This is a genomic window from Flavicella marina, from assembly GCF_009193215.1.
Lineage (GTDB): Bacteria > Bacteroidota > Bacteroidia > Flavobacteriales > Flavobacteriaceae > Flavicella > Flavicella marina.
On the sequence record NZ_VYVA01000003.1, the window covers coordinates 137968 to 153148 of the forward strand.

At 35.0% G+C, this 15181-nt stretch carries 11 protein-coding genes; 7 read left to right on the plus strand and 4 right to left on the minus strand.

Translation table 11 applies throughout. The features are described from left to right. Nucleotides 1-74 precede the first annotated feature (74 nt). Both F6P99_RS07610 and moeB read right to left on the minus strand, forming a co-directional pair. Nucleotides 75-2105, minus strand: coding sequence for a M3 family metallopeptidase (locus F6P99_RS07610; RefSeq protein WP_152286874.1), 2031 nt, complete (start codon nt 2103-2105; stop codon nt 75-77). 12 nt (nt 2106-2117) lie between these two features. Further along, nucleotides 2118-3200, minus strand: a complete 1083-nt coding sequence (gene moeB / locus F6P99_RS07615; protein WP_152286875.1) for a molybdopterin-synthase adenylyltransferase MoeB — start codon at nt 3198-3200, stop codon at nt 2118-2120. Nucleotides 3201-3461: 261 nt separating this feature from the next. Here moeB and F6P99_RS07620 point away from each other — a divergent pair, with 261 nt between their 5' ends. From F6P99_RS07620 to infB, 4 genes are all read left to right on the plus strand, one after another. Beyond that, nucleotides 3462-3668, plus strand: a complete 207-nt coding sequence (locus F6P99_RS07620; protein WP_152286876.1) for a hypothetical protein — start codon at nt 3462-3464, stop codon at nt 3666-3668. A gap of 220 nt (nt 3669-3888) precedes the next feature. Next, nucleotides 3889-4350 (plus strand): ribosome assembly cofactor RimP, encoded by a 462-nt coding sequence (gene rimP, locus F6P99_RS07625; RefSeq protein WP_152286877.1) that lies wholly within the window; start codon nt 3889-3891, stop codon nt 4348-4350. Nucleotides 4351-4363: 13 nt separating this feature from the next. Further along, nucleotides 4364-5614, plus strand: a complete 1251-nt coding sequence (gene nusA / locus F6P99_RS07630; RefSeq protein WP_152286878.1) for a transcription termination factor NusA — start codon at nt 4364-4366, stop codon at nt 5612-5614. A gap of 119 nt (nt 5615-5733) precedes the next feature. After that, nucleotides 5734-8526, plus strand: coding sequence for a translation initiation factor IF-2 (infB, locus tag F6P99_RS07635; protein WP_152286879.1), 2793 nt, complete (start codon nt 5734-5736; stop codon nt 8524-8526). A gap of 66 nt (nt 8527-8592) precedes the next feature. Here infB and F6P99_RS07640 read toward each other — a convergent pair whose 3' ends face one another. Beyond that, on the minus strand, nt 8593-9474 hold the full coding sequence (locus tag F6P99_RS07640) for a family 16 glycosylhydrolase (protein ID WP_226913042.1): 882 nt from the start codon (nt 9472-9474) through the stop codon (nt 8593-8595). A 185-nt stretch (nt 9475-9659) separates the two neighbouring features. Between F6P99_RS07640 and F6P99_RS07645 the strand changes: the two genes are divergently transcribed. Then, entirely contained in the window at nt 9660-10028 is a 369-nt protein-coding gene (locus F6P99_RS07645; protein WP_152286880.1) for a cytochrome c, read from the plus strand. A 31-nt stretch (nt 10029-10059) separates the two neighbouring features. On the opposite strand, the gene F6P99_RS07650 is transcribed toward F6P99_RS07645, so the two are convergent. After that, nucleotides 10060-10404, minus strand: coding sequence for an SPOR domain-containing protein (locus F6P99_RS07650; RefSeq protein ID WP_152286881.1), 345 nt, complete (start codon nt 10402-10404; stop codon nt 10060-10062). Nucleotides 10405-10870: 466 nt separating this feature from the next. On the opposite strand from F6P99_RS07650, the gene F6P99_RS07655 reads away from it, so the two are divergent. Together F6P99_RS07655 and F6P99_RS07660 are read left to right on the plus strand one after the other, a co-directional pair. Beyond that, nucleotides 10871-12055 carry a c-type cytochrome gene (locus F6P99_RS07655; protein ID WP_152286882.1) on the plus strand — a complete coding sequence of 395 codons (1185 nt, stop codon included), beginning with the start codon at nt 10871-10873 and terminating at the stop codon, nt 12053-12055. Nucleotides 12056-12090: 35 nt separating this feature from the next. Further along, on the plus strand, nt 12091-15159 hold the full coding sequence (locus F6P99_RS07660) for a TAT-variant-translocated molybdopterin oxidoreductase (RefSeq protein WP_152286883.1): 3069 nt from the start codon (nt 12091-12093) through the stop codon (nt 15157-15159). Nucleotides 15160-15181: the final 22 nt, after the last annotated feature.

The following is a 15181-nucleotide window of genomic DNA, read 5'->3' on the forward strand; positions in this document are numbered from 1 at the left end:
GTTTTTCTCTTTCTGATTTTTAGAAAAATATATTGAAAAAATAAAGCCGTACCTAATTGGTACGGCTTATTGTTTTATAGAAGCCCTGCTCTTTTTAGCAAAGCATCAGAATTTGGTTTTTTACCTCTGAACGCTATGTATAAGTCCATTGGTTTTAGTGTGCCACCTTGAGACAAAACAGTATTCTTAAATTTTTCTCCAATTTCTTTGTTGAAAATCCCATTTTCTTTGAAGTATTCGAAGGCATCGGCATCCAAGACTTCTGCCCATTTGTACGAATAGTATCCCGCAGAATATCCTCCTTGAAAAATATGAGAAAAAGAGGTGCTCATACAGTTTTCTTGAACTTCTGGGTATAGTTGGGTATCAGAAAAAGCGTCTGATTCAAATTTTTTAACATCTAGTTGCTCAAAATTAATTTCGCTTTGCGAATGCCAAGACATATCTAATAAACCAAAACTCAATTGGCGAAGTGTTTGCATTCCCTCTAAGAAACTAGAGGCTTCTTTTATTTTTTGAATTAATTCCATCGGAATTACTTCATTAGTTTGATAATGTTTTGCGAATAATTTCAATACATCTTCCTCATAACACCAGTTTTCGAATATTTGACTTGGCAATTCGACAAAATCCCATGATACACTTGTTCCAGATAGGCTAGCGTAAGTTGTGTTTGCAAGCATTCCGTGTAGCCCATGACCAAATTCATGAAACAAGGTGGTTACCTCGTTAAATGTTAGTAAAGAAGGTTTGGTTTCTGTGGGTTTTGTAAAATTACAAACATTCGAAATGTGAGGTCTGCTATTTATTCCATCTTCTATATATTGCCCTTTGTATGAAGTCATCCAAGCTCCGTTTCTCTTTCCTGCTCTCGGAAAAAAGTCAGCATAAAAAATGGCGATATAATTATCGTTTGCATCTGTGACTTTGTAGGTGCTTACATCTTCGTGGTAGGTGTCAATGTCAAAAATTTCTTCAAATTGCAAGCCGAACAGTTTAGTTGCTACGGTAAATGCTCCGTTCAATACATTTTCTAATTTGAAATATGGTTTTATGGCTTCCTCGTCAAAATCAAATAATTCTTTTTTGAGTTTTTCAGAATAGTAAGCACCATCCCATTTTTGCAATTGATCGATTCCGTCTTTTTTTGCAAAAATAGAAAGTTTGTCAAATTCTTTTTGTGCTGCTGGTTTGGCTTTTTTCAATAGTTCGTTTGAAAAATTCAATACCGTTTCTGGGGTTTCAGCCATGCGTTCTTCAAGTACAAAATGAGCGTGCGTATCATAACCTAATAATTCAGCTCTTTGTTGTCTGAGTTTTACAATTTCAAGTACGATGTTTTGGTTGTCAAATTCGTTTCCTTGAAATGCTTTCTTGCCAAATGCAATGGCCATTTCTTTTCGTAACTCTCGATTTTCGAGATACGTCATAAAAGGTATGTAGCTCGGGTAATCAAGTGTGAATAGCCATCCATCTTTTTCTTTTAACTTGGCGGTTTGTTTGGCAGCTTCCAGTGCACCCTCAGGTAATCCTTTTAATGTCTCTGCGTCAGTAATATGCAATTCATATGCATTGGTTTCGGCAAGTGCGTTTTCTCCAAATTGCAATGAAAGTTTAGAGAGTTGCATGTCTATTGTTCTCAAAGTATCGCGGTCAGCACCTTTTAAATTTGCTCCGTTTCTCGAAAAACCTTTGTATTGTTTTTCTAATAACATCAATTGCTCGTTGGTGAGTGTCAACGCATCTCTTTGTTCGTATACCGATTTTACTCTCTTGAACAAATCTTCATTCAAACGGATGTCGTTTGAGAATTCTGACAATAAAGGAGAGACTTCTTGGGCGATTTTTTGAATTTCGTCGTTTGTTTCAGCCGAGTTTAAATTGAAAAAAATACTTGAAATACGGTCAAGTAATCTGCCTGATTTTTCAAGCGCTTCAGTTGTGTTGCTGAATGAAGGTTTCTCTTTAGAGTCAACAATCGATGAAATTTCTTCTTTGGCAATTTCAATCGCTTTTTCAAAAGCAGGTTTGTAATGTTCGTTCTTTATCTTTGAAAAAGGGGCTGTATCGTAAGGGGTGTTGAATGCTTCTAATAATGGATTCATATGCGGTAATTCTTATTTTTGTTGTTCTTTTTTCCAGGCGTCAATTCCACCATGTAAGCTTTTTATATTTTTGTCTGGGTAGGCTTCTGCAATTATTTTAGCCGCAAGTAAACTTCGTTGTCCGACTTGGCAATACAATACGATGTTGTCTTTATGCTCTAACGCTGTTAATTTTTGTTGGATTTGATGTAGGGGTATATGTTCGCCTCCTATATTAAAATGTTCACGCTCCATAAGTTTTCTAACATCGATAAGTGTAATGTTGTCTGATTGTATCATACGAGCGAGTTGTTTGCTGTCGATTTCTAATGGGTTTTCTTTCTCGATACCACAGAAGATATCGTAGTCTATCAATTCGCTGATTTGAATATCGTTGTTCTTTTGAAACTTTAAGATGTTTTGTTGTAAAGTCAGGGCGTTCATAGAAAGTAATTTCCCGGTCAAGGGTTCTCCTATCTCACAAATAATTTTTAAAGTTTCGTTAGCTTGTAAACATCCTATGATTCCTGGCAATACTCCAAGAACTCCAACATCAGAACAATTGGGTATACTGTTTGCGCTCGGTGGTGTTGGAAATAAGCAGCGATAGGTTGGTCCGTTTTTATAATTGAATACACTTACTTGTCCTTCGAATTTAAAAATAGCACCAAAAACTAACGGTTTATTCGTTAAAACAGCAGCGTCGTTTGTTAGATAACGCGTCTGAAAATTATCTGATCCGTCTACAATTATGTCGTATTCAGGAAAAATGTCTAACGCGTTTTCAGAAAATAGAAATGCAACATAGGTTTTGAATTCAATGAAAGGATTTAATTTTGAAAGTCTTTTTGCAGCGCAAAGAGCTTTGGGTTTTCCTATATCTTCGGTAGTAAAGAGTATTTGTCTTTGTAGGTTGCTTTGGTCAACAGTATCGTTGTCAATTATACCAATAGTTCCAACTCCAGCAGCTGTAAGATACTGTAAAATTGGACAGCCAAGTCCACCTGCACCAATAACTAAGACTTTGCTTTTTTTAAGTTTTTTCTGGCCTTCTAGTCCAATAGAATCCAGTATGAAATGTCTATTGTATTGCTTTTTTTCTTCGTTTGAAAACATAAATTGTAATAAGAGTACTTGGTATAGCTTTCAAAAGTAGTTTTTTGTGAGCAAATACTTTATCAACAACAGTTAATATTTTTCTAATATTTTTCTATTTCATTGTAGAATTTTTCGTAAATTGCGAGTGTAAAAAACTGGTTAAGAAGCTTGTGCAAAATAACAAGTGTTGTTTTGCTTCTGGATTAATTAACCAAGGCCACTACCCCGTGTAAGATTTAGATGAATACCTAAATAAAGACCAACTTAATTACGACTACCATGGGGACAGAAAATCATTCAATTAATTCAGACAAACATGTAGTTTCTCATTCCGGGATTCTTACAAGTATTCAAGAGTATTTTCAAGACAAAGCAGAAGGCTTGAATCTTTTTGAAAAAGTAATGCTAATACTCTATAGTTCTATGACATTATTCTTTTTGTTTGCTGCCTTGTATTTGGTGCTTACAAAAGGTTTTAAATTTTAATAAATATTAGTTTCAATTTTTGTAAATTGATATGTAAAAGTCTAAGTTATGATTGTCATAGCTTAGACTTTTCTGTTGAATGTTAAGAAAAGATATATTTACTAATATCAAAAGGTATTGTGTTTTGTATATCCGATTATTGTTGTTATATTTGCACCGTAAAAATCAGGATTATTGCAAATGAAGGGGACTTACAAGTCCCCTCTTTTTATACTAAAGCATGAATAAAGAGCTTATAAAAGAATTGGTACATGAAGCGTTAGAGGAATCACCTCTTTTGTTTTTGATTGATTTAGAGTTCTTAGCGGATAGTAAAATATCAATAATAATTGATGGTGATGAGGGGGTTCCCTTGAATGAATGTATTAGAATCAGTAGAGCTGTCGAGTCTAAATTAGATAGAGAGGAAGAAGATTTTAGTTTAGAGGTAAGTTCACCAGATATCACCAAGCCATTACTTGTTTTTCGTCAGTATAAGAAAAACATTGGCAGAACATTAGCAGTGAAAACCGCTGATGAAAAATTTGAAGGAAAATTGGTTGAGGTTTTAGACGATCAAATCGTTTTAACATGGTCTGCAAGGGAACCGAAACCTATTGGAAAAGGAAAAGTAACAGTGCAAAAATCGGTTACAATACCTCATAATAATATAGTAGAAGCAAAAGTGAAGCTAATTTTTTAAGTAGTAAGACGAAATGGAAAATATAGATTTAATAAATTCATTTTCAGAGTTTAAAGACGATAAAAGTATCGATAGGGTAACCTTGATGTCTATCCTTGAAGAGGTGTTTAGAGCTGCCTTAAAACGTAAGTTTGGTTCTGATGAAAATTTTGATATTATTATCAATCCAGATAAAGGAGATTTAGAGATTTGGAGAAATAGAATTGTTGTTGCAGACGGTATGTCTGAAGACGACAATGAAGAAATTGAATTATCTGAAGCAAGAAAAATTGAGCCGGATTTCGAAATTGGTGAAGATGTTTCAGAAGAAGTAAAATTATTTCAATTAGGTAGAAGAGCTATATTAGCCTTGCGTCAAAACTTAATATCAAAAATTTACGAGCACGATAGTACAAATATCTTCAAGCAGTTTAAAGAGTTAGAAGGAGATTTGTATTCGGCAGAAGTTCACCATATCAAACACAATGCAGTTATTTTATTGGATGATGAGGGGAATGAATTGGTGCTTCCGAAAAGTGAACAAATTCGTTCAGATTTCTTTAGAAAAGGAGAGTCTGTAAGAGGAATCATAAAAAGTGTTGAATTAAGAGGTAATAAACCTGTTATTATTTTATCTAGAACAGCACCTGGTTTCTTATCGAAATTGTTCGAACAAGAAATTCCAGAAGTTTTCGATGGTTTGATTACGATTGAAGGTGTTGCTAGAATCCCAGGAGAGAAAGCGAAAGTAGCAGTAGATTCTTATGATGATAGAATTGATCCAGTAGGTGCTTGTGTTGGGATGAAAGGATCTAGAATTCACGGAATTGTTCGTGAATTGGGTAATGAAAATATTGATGTGATTAATTTCACTAAAAATACAGAACTATTTATTGCAAGAGCTTTGAGTCCTGCTAAGATTGTTTCAATGAATATTGTTGAGCAACCTGAAGAAGGAAAAAAAGGACGTGTGGATGTGTTTTTACGTCCAGAAGAAGTTTCAAGAGCAATTGGTAGAGGAGGTGTGAATATTCGTTTGGCAAGTGAGTTAACTGGATATGAGATTGATGTACAAAGAGAAGGTGTTGAAGACGAAGATGTAGAATTAACAGAATTCTCTGATGAAATCGAAGCATGGATTATCGACGAATTTAAGAAAATCGGTTTAGATACTGCTAGAAGCGTACTAGACAAAGATGTTGACGAATTGGTACAAAGAACAGATTTAGAAGAGGAAACAATTCTAGATGTTCAGAGAGTCCTTAGAGAAGAATTTGAAGCATAGATCACCTAGAATACCGAGTTTCGTGAGAAACGCAATTTAAAAGAAGAATAAAATTCTGAATATACGGCTGGTTTATGAGCCAAATAAGTAAACCAAACCGATTCAACAATTAAAAAGTTATGGCTGAAAATAAAACAATACGACTCAATAAAGTTTTAAGAGAACTTAATATTTCATTGGATAGAGCGGTTGAGCACCTTGCGAGCAAAGGAGTTGAGGTAGAGGCACGTCCTACTACAAAAATCACTAATGAAGTGTATGAAGTGCTGTTGGAAGGTTTTCAGACTGACAAAAATAAGAAGGCAGCTTCTAAAGAAGTAGGAGAAGAAAAGAAGAAGGAAAAAGAAGAACTGCGTTTGGCTCAAGAAGCAGAACTAGAAAAGAAACGCCAAATTGAAGAATCTCGTAGAGCTGTTGTAAAGGCAAAAGCTGAAAAGTTAGAGGTAAAAACGGTTGGTAAGATTGATGTTCCTGGTGCTGTGATAGAAGAAAAACCTGTCGAAGAAAAACAGGTGGAAGAAGCTCCTGTAGCTGAAGCTGTTAAGGAAGTTGTTGAAGAAAAAGAAGTTGCTCAAACTGTTGAGGTTGATGAGAAAAAAGTTGAAGAGACACCAAAAGCAACTCCTAAAAAGCCAATTGCGCCTAAGGCTATCGATAAAGCTCAAGAATTTATAGAGGCAAAACCAACGCCTTCTAAAAAACAAGAGCCAAAAGAAGAGGTGAATCCAGAAGATGCGGAGAAATTGACTACTCAGTATAAAAAGTTAGACGGACCTAAATTAACGGGTACGGTAATTGACTTAAAACAGTTTGAAAGACCTAAGAAGAAAAAAGAGGAGCCGAAAGCTGGAGCTGGTAATGCTGATAAAAAGAAAAGAAAAAGAATTGTAAAACCTGCAAACCCAAATCAACGTCAAGGCGGTGGTCAAGGTGGTAATCAAAGAGGTGGGTTTAAAGGAAGAGGTAGAAATCAAAGACCGAATCCTGCAGTTAAGAAAGAAGAACCTACTGAAGCTGAAGTTCAAAAGCAAGTAAGAGAGACTCTAGAGAGATTACAAGGGAAATCTAGTAAGAATAAAGGAGCAAAATACCGTAGAGAAAAAAGAGATTTACACCGTCAACAATCTGATATTGATCAAGAGTTGGCTGCTGCAGAAAATAAAGTATTGAAAGTAACTGAATTTGTTACTGTTGGGGAGGTTGCAACCATGATGGATGTTTCTCCGACACAAATTATCTCTGCATGTATGACTCTTGGAATGATGGTGACAATGAACCAACGTTTGGATGCTGAGACATTGACAATTGTTGCTGAAGAATTTAACTATACTGTTGAATTTATCGGAGCAGAGGTAGAAGAATCAATATTAGAAGAAGAAGATAGAGAAGAAGACTTAGCGACAAGAGCACCAATTATTACGGTAATGGGGCATGTAGATCACGGTAAAACTTCACTTTTAGATTATATCCGTAAAGCAAATGTAATTGCTGGTGAGTCTGGAGGTATCACACAACATATTGGAGCTTATTCAGTTGAATTATCGGGTGGTCAGAGAATAGCATTCTTAGATACTCCAGGTCACGAGGCCTTTACAGCGATGAGAGCACGTGGAGCACAGGTTACCGATTTAGTAATTATTGTAATTGCAGCAGATGATGATGTAATGCCACAGACGAAAGAGGCTATTAGTCATGCGCAAGCTGCTGGAGTACCTATCGTTTTCGCAATCAATAAAATTGACCGTCCTGCGGCAAATCCGGATAATGTGAAACAGCAATTGGCTTCGATGGATTTACTTGTAGAAGACTGGGGAGGTAAAATTCAATCGCATGATATTTCTGCAAAAACTGGACAAGGAGTTGATGAATTGCTTGAAAAAGTGTTGTTAGAAGCTGAAATCTTAGATTTAAAAGCAAATGCTGATAAAAGAGCAACCGGAACTGTAGTAGAAGCCTTGTTAGATAAAGGACGTGGATATGTATCTACGATTATGGTACAAGCTGGTACGTTAAAAATCGGTGATTATGTATTGGCAGGTAGACATAGTGGTAAGGTAAAAGCGATGTTCGATGAAAGAGGACATAACTTGCAAGAGGCTGGACCTTCTACTCCTGTATCAATGCTTGGTTTGGATGGAGCGCCACAAGCTGGTGATAAGTTCAATGTATTTGAAGATGAAAGAGAAGCAAAACAAATTGCTACAAAACGTTCTCAATTACAAAGAGAGCAGTCTGTTAGAACTCAGAAACACATCACGCTTGATGAGATCGGAAGAAGAATTGCATTGGGTGACTTTAAAGAGTTGAATATTATATTAAAAGGAGATGTTGATGGTTCTGTAGAGGCATTAACTGATTCTTTCCAGAAATTGTCTACTGAAGAAATTCAAGTGAACATTATTCATAAAGGAGTAGGAGCAATTACAGAATCTGATATTCTATTGGCTTCTGCATCTGATGCGATTGTAATTGGATTTAATGTGCGTCCTTCTGGAAATGCTAGAACGCTTGCAGATACAGAAGAAGTTGATATCAGAATGTACTCAATTATTTACGATGCAATCAATGACTTGAAAGATGCCATGGAAGGAATGTTGTCTCCAGATATGAAGGAAGAGATTACAGGTACTGCTGAAATTAGAGAAGTATACAAAATATCTAAGGTTGGTAATGTAGCTGGTTCAATGGTGTTGACTGGTAAGGTATTTAGAGATTCTAAAGTTCGTATTATTAGAGATAGTATTGTAGTCTTTACTGGTGAGTTTGCTACCTTAAAACGTTTCAAAGATGATGCTAAAGAAGTGGCAAAAGGTTACGATTGTGGTATGCAAATAAAAGGATATAACGATATCAAAATCGGAGATATTGTTGAGGCATTCCAAGAAGTAGAAGTGAAAAAGAAATTGAAGTAATTCAATTTAAACTATAGAAATAAAAAAGCCTCCTAAATTTAGGAGGCTTTTTTATTTCTATAGATCTTATTTTACAAGTAGCCAACTTCTAACCCAGTCGTAAGATGTTGTGCGCTCTTCTTTACTTCCATTCATTCCTCCGTTTGCTGGAACAGGATTCCAATCATACGTTTCTACAACCATTCTCAATTGCATTTCGATGTCAAAATCAGCAGGTGGTGTTACTTTTTCTACAAGTTCTCCATCCAAGTAAAACCAAACTTCATTTTTGTTTTTCCACCAAGCACCATATATGTGATAATCTTCGTACACTTTTCCAGAAGCTAATTTTTTGTTAGCTCCTTTAGTTGCTTTTTTGTAATCACATCCTTCTGGTATGTTTCTGCTGTGTGTGTTCGAGTGCATTGAGCTATCAAAGTATGCGGCCCAAGCACCATCATTGTATATTTCACCCACACATTCTTGTATGTCTAACTCCACAGTTCTTTTGTCACAACCCGTCAGGTTTCTCTTTTCGTTAATCAACCAGAATGTTGAGGACATAAAAGTTTTGTTGGCTTTCATTCGGCATTCATAATAACCATATTTGTTGGCATTTTTAGAAGCTACATAACCACCACCGTGTGTAAAGTCTTTACCATTTTTTGTGATAGTCTCATCTAGTTTATATGCTGTAATATTTAGTGATCCATTTTCGATATGTATATTGTCTTGCATGAATAATCCAGGAGGCCTACCAATCCATCCTCCAGATGTAACCCATTTTTTTGTGTCTATTTTTTTCTTGTTGAATTCATCCGACATGTTTTTTATTAATTTCCATTTGAGTTCCTTAGGTTTCGGATCTGAATTTTTTGTGAATGTTGGAGTTTTTTGACTGTAAACATTGCTAATTGATACCATAATTACAGTGAGTACGAATCTTTTGATTGTAGTTGTTTTGTTCATGATTTTGTTTTTGTTAAAACTACCAAGAAATTAAAATTAGAAGGAGAACGAATGGTTGTTTCACTAAAACGGATGATTTTTAAAAGGTTAAATACGAGAGTAAATAAGTGAATTTTGTTGTAATATCTTTAGTTCTAATTTTATAGCTTTGTTAAGTAAGTGTTTTATTCTCACAATAAATTGAAATGATGAAAAGAAAATTATTAGATACGAAAATTATAATGGTTGGTTCGTTCATGTTTTTTGCGTCGCTATTTGCTGCTAATGCACAAACAGATATCGCAAAAGGGAAGAAAATTTTTAATTCTAATTGTGCTGCTTGTCATAAATTAGATAAAAAACTTATTGGGCCTGCCCTTGGTAAAATTTCTGAGAGAAGAGAGTTAGAATGGACTATTTCATTTATTAAAGATAGCAAGGCTTTGATGGCGAAAGGAGATAAGGATGCTATTGAAGTATATAATAAATTCAATAAAATACCAATGATGTCTTATTCGTATTTGAGTGATAAAGAGATTTTAAATGTTATTTATTATTTAGATCATGCGAAATAAAAAAAGACCATTCAACTGAATGGTCTTTTTTTTATAATACTCTTGCTCCAGGGTATTCTTCTTTTATTTTGTTTAAAATTCTGTCTGCTTCAATCCGAGTTTTAAAAGAAGTGGTTTGAACTTTCCACTCGGGAACTTTATAAATCCGCTTAATTTCGATTTCAGGAAATAGTTCGCTGAATTTTTGCATTCTATCAATAGCAGATTTTTCATTTCCATTATATAGCTGAATGCAGAACCCTTTTTTAGCCACTTTGCTGTACTCTCTTTTTTTGTCGATCAGTGTTTTTAGACTGTTATCTGTGCTGGTTTGAGCAAAAATTGAAACTGAGCAAAAGATAAGTATAGTCGTAAGAATAGATAGTTTTGTTTTCATAAGAATTAATTCTGCTGCAAAAATAAACAATGTTCAATAGCTCTAATTATTTTTTTTGTTAATAATTATGATTTGATAGGTTTTCATTTAACGAAGTACCACTGTTTTGTCACTTTTTTATTGATAAAAATCATTCTTCGTTTTGTTGTGTTCTAATCACTAAATTCTCTCCATTTGTTTTGTGTTCGTTGTGTTTTATTTTGTGTGTAATTTCTGCTATATTGTGTGATCACGACCCCCTTAAAACATAGAACTCTAACGATTTCGAAGAAATTATTAAAAACTGAGCTCTCGGTTAATGAACATCTGTTATTTAGAACAAATATAAATTAGTTAAGAGCGCGCTTTTTTAATTCACATTTTTAGTAATTAATAGTACTTTTGCTCAAAATTTTGAGGGAAATAATACTGTTCATTAAACGATTATTTTGTCTCAATTTAAGATAGAAAATTTATATTTTTAAGTATGAAAAGTGTGAAAAAACACAGTCAAATCAAAAGATTAGTATTCTCTAGTCTTACTTTTTTATTCCTTTTTACCTTTAGTTTGTCTGCACAAGGAGATGCAAAAGCTGGAAAAGGTTTGTTTAATGCTAATTGTGCCGCTTGTCATAAGTTGGATAAAAAATTAGTGGGTCCTGCGCTAGGAAAAATCTCTGACAGAAGAGAATTGGATTGGTTGAAAGCATGGATTAAGGATAACAATGCATTAAGAGCTTCTGGTGATGCGGATGCAATTGCGATTTACGAAGAGTACAAAGGGTCACCTATGACTGCTTTTCCTCAGTTGTCTGATGCAGATATCGTGAATATCGTTGCTTATTTAGATGCAGATCCTGTGAAAAAAGCGGGTGCTGCACCAGTAGCTGCTGCGGCAGTTGATGTAAAGGAAGAAGGTTCGTCTAATTGGATTTCTTATGTTGTTTTCTTGGTTTTAGCTGGGTTAGTGGTTTATGTGTATTTCAAAAGTGATAACGGTTTCTTGAAAATTGTTGCTACGATTATCTTGTTATTTAACTTGGCGTATTTTGGATTCACTGCTCTTATGTCAGTTGGTGTAGATCAAGGATATCAGCCAGTTCAACCAATTGCTTTTTCTCATAGAATTCATGCAGGTGATAATAAAATTGATTGTCAGTATTGTCACTCAGCAGCTAAGAATAGTAAAACTTCAGGGATACCATCAGTTAATGTTTGTATGAACTGTCATAAAAACATTGGTGAGGTTGCTGAAGAAACTGCAACAGCTGAACATTCAAAAGCTTTTTACGATGGAGAAATTCAAAAGTTATACAAAGCAGCTGGATGGGATTCAGAAAATTTAGAATATACTGGTGAGACAGAGCCAATAGTTTGGACTCGTATCCATAACTTACCAGACTTTGCTTATTACAACCACTCTCAGCACGTTACTGCTGGTGGGATCAAATGTCAGAAATGTCATGGACCTGTTGAAGAGATGGAAGAAGTATATCAGTATTCTCCGTTAACTATGGGATGGTGTATCGATTGCCATAAAGAAACTCAAGTTAAAATGGAAGGAAACGGATACTACAAAAACATACATGAAGAGTTATCTAAAAAGTATGGTGTAGAAAAAGTGACTGTCGCTCAAATGGGAGGGAAAGAATGTGGAAAATGTCACTACTAATCAATTATTAAGTTTATAAAATACCTATATATAACATGGCATCTAACAAAAAATACTGGAAAAGTGTTGAAGAACTAAACGAAAATAGTTCGATTGTTGCTAAGCTTGAAGAAAAGGAGTTTGTATCTGAATTAGCTACAGATGAATTTTTAGGAGATAAAGAGAGTTTAGAAGAGTCTTCTACTTCTCGTCGTGACTTTTTAAAATATGTTGGATTTTCAACAGCAGCTGCTTCATTGGCTGCATGTGAAGGTCCAGTTAGAAAATCAATTCCTTATGTTGTAAAACCAGAAGAAATTACTCCTGGTATTCCTAACTATTATGCAAGTACAATTGCTGACGGTTATGATTTTGCAAACGTATTGGTGAAAACTAGAGAAGGAAGACCAATTTTAATCAAGCCGAATAAATTAGCAAACGGTACTACCAATGCAAGAGTGCAAGCTTCTGTATTATCATTGTACGATAGTTTGCGTTTGAAAGGGCCAAAGGTAAACGGAAACGATGTTTCTTGGTCTGATGCAAATGCGCAAATAAAATCTAAGTTGGCTGAGTTAAAAGCTGCTGGTGAAAAGGTGGTTTTATTAACAGGTACTTTGGCTAGTCCATCTACTGAAAAGTTAATTGCTGATTTTATTTCAGCTAACGGAAATGTAGAACATGTTCAATATGATGCTTTATCAGAATCTGCTTCTTTAGATGCTTTTGAAGAAGTTTATGGAGAAAGAGCATTACCTAATTACGATTTTTCTGATGCAAAAACTATAGTTTCTATCGGTGCAGATTTCTTAGGAGATTGGCAAGGTGGTGGTTTTGAAAAAAGCTACACTGCAGGTAGAAATGTAGAAGCAGGAAAAATGTCTCGTCATATTCAGGTAGAATCTAATATGTCGTTAACTGGTTCAAATGCGGATAAAAGAATTGTAGTAAAACCATCTGAGCAAATTTATGCTTTGATCAATTTATACAATGCTGTAACTGGAGAAAGTTTGCCTTCAAAAGCAACTCCTAAAGACGGAGCAATTTTAAAAGCGGCTAAGCAGTTGAAGAATGCTGGTAAACACGGTGTTGTTCTTACAGGAATTCAAAACAAAAATGCACAATTGTTAGCCTTGGCTTTAAATGCATATTTAGAGAGTAATGTTATCGATACGGCTGCTGTAAAATATACAAGACAAGGCTCTGATGTGGCAGTTGATTTGTTGATTGCAGAAATGAATGCTGGTAAAGTTGGTGCTGTAATTACTTTCAATACGAATCCTGTTTATACTTTAGCGCAAAGTGAAGCTTTTGTACAAGGATTAGATAAAGTAAAATTATCAGTTGCTTTTGCGTCTAGTGAAGATGAAACAGCAAGTGCTTCTCAATATGCATTACCTGTTCCTCATTATTTAGAGGCTTGGGGAGACGTGAAAATTCAAGAAGGTTCTTACAGTTTAACACAACCAACTGTAAATCCTTTGTTTGATACAAAACAATTTCAAGACTGTTTGTTAGCATGGTCTGGAAGTGAAGAATCTTACTATGATTACTTAAAGAATTTCTGGTCTAAAGAAGTTCTTGGTGGTACTGCATGGAATCAAGCATTACATGATGGTATTTATACTTCAGAAGCGAAAGCTTTAAAAGGAAAATCTATCGATGCTTTAAAAGCTGCTAAAGCGTTAAAGTCATCTGTTAAAACAGGAGCTTTTGAATTGACATTATACGCATCTACTGCAATTGGAAATGGTCAACAAGCGAATAACCCTTGGTTACAAGAGTTGCCAGATCCATTAACTAGAGCTTCTTGGGATAACTATTTGTTAATTTCACAAGCAGATGCAAATGAGCAAGGTTTTTCTAATCCAGTTAGAGATAATGGAGCCATCGATGGTCAATATGCTAATATTACTGTAAATGGTGTCGTTTTAGAAAATGTACCGGTATTAATTCAACCAGGTCAAGCTAAAGGATCTTTAGGATTGGCTGTTGGATACGGGAAAACAAAAGCAATGAAGTCTGAAATGCAAGTAGGTGTAAATGCTTACACGTTAGCAGCAGACTTTAAAAATGTGCAAGTTGCTACGATTGAAAATATTGGAGGTGCTCATAAATTTGCATGTGAGCAATTACAACATACAATTGCTGGTAGATACGAAATCTTGAAAGAAGTATCTTTCAAAGATTACAGCAACACAGATTTAGATCCAAAAGAATCTTGGAATCAAGTTTCTAAGGTGTCATTGAAACATGAAGAGGTAGATGTAAATGCAGTTGATTTATGGGATGATCAAGATAGAAGTATCGGACATCACTTTAATTTGTCAATTGACTTGTCATCTTGTACAGGATGTGGTGCATGTGTTGTAGCTTGTCATGCAGAAAATAATGTTCCTGTAGTTGGTAAGCATGAAGTGAGAGTGGGTAGAGATATGCACTGGTTGCGTATTGACAGATACTATTCTTCTGAATTAGATGAAAACAACGAAGAAAGAGCGATCAACAAAAACTCTTCTTCAGATGAGGTTGATACATACTATGCTCTAGAGCAACCAGCTGAGAATCCTCAGGTATCATTCCAACCGGTAATGTGTCAACACTGTAATCACGCACCATGTGAAACGGTTTGTCCTGTTGCTGCAACTTCTCACGGACGTCAAGGTCAAAATCAAATGGCTTATAACAGATGTGTTGGTACAAGATATTGTGCAAACAACTGTCCTTATAGAGTACGTCGTTTTAACTGGTTCAAATACAACGAAAATTCTGAATTCGATTTCAATATGAATGATGAGTATGGAAAAATGGTATTGAATCCTGATGTTACTGTTCGTTCAAGAGGAGTAATGGAAAAATGTTCTTTCTGTATTCAATCTACACAAGCGGTAATCTTAAACGCTAAAAAAGAAGGTAGAAAAGTTGCTCCAGGTGAGTTTAATAATGCAGTAGCTTGTTCTTCTGCATGTACTACGGGATCTCTTGTTTTTGGTGATGTAAATGAATCTGATGATGAAATTATCGCTAAGAAAGAAGATAAAAGAGCATATCGTTTGCTAGAGGCTATCGGAACAGATAACAATGTCCTTTACCAAGTGAAAGTTAGAAATACAGAAGAAGCATAAACTAAATTAATTAAGAAACAAT

Coding starts and splice junctions, on each gene's coding strand:
- F6P99_RS07640 (WP_226913042.1), bottom strand. CDS start 9,474: ATGAACAAAACAACTACAATCAAAAGATTCGTACTCACTGTAATTATG.
- moeB (WP_152286875.1), bottom strand. CDS start 3,200: ATGTTTTCAAACGAAGAAAAAAAGCAATACAATAGACATTTCATACTG.
- F6P99_RS07610 (WP_152286874.1), bottom strand. CDS start 2,105: ATGAATCCATTATTAGAAGCATTCAACACCCCTTACGATACAGCCCCT.
- nusA (WP_152286878.1), top strand. CDS start 4,364: ATGGAAAATATAGATTTAATAAATTCATTTTCAGAGTTTAAAGACGAT.
- F6P99_RS07655 (WP_152286882.1), top strand. CDS start 10,871: ATGAAAAGTGTGAAAAAACACAGTCAAATCAAAAGATTAGTATTCTCT.
- infB (WP_152286879.1), top strand. CDS start 5,734: ATGGCTGAAAATAAAACAATACGACTCAATAAAGTTTTAAGAGAACTT.
- F6P99_RS07620 (WP_152286876.1), top strand. CDS start 3,462: ATGGGGACAGAAAATCATTCAATTAATTCAGACAAACATGTAGTTTCT.
- rimP (WP_152286877.1), top strand. CDS start 3,889: ATGAATAAAGAGCTTATAAAAGAATTGGTACATGAAGCGTTAGAGGAA.
- F6P99_RS07645 (WP_152286880.1), top strand. CDS start 9,660: ATGATGAAAAGAAAATTATTAGATACGAAAATTATAATGGTTGGTTCG.
- F6P99_RS07660 (WP_152286883.1), top strand. CDS start 12,091: ATGGCATCTAACAAAAAATACTGGAAAAGTGTTGAAGAACTAAACGAA.
- F6P99_RS07650 (WP_152286881.1), bottom strand. CDS start 10,404: ATGAAAACAAAACTATCTATTCTTACGACTATACTTATCTTTTGCTCA.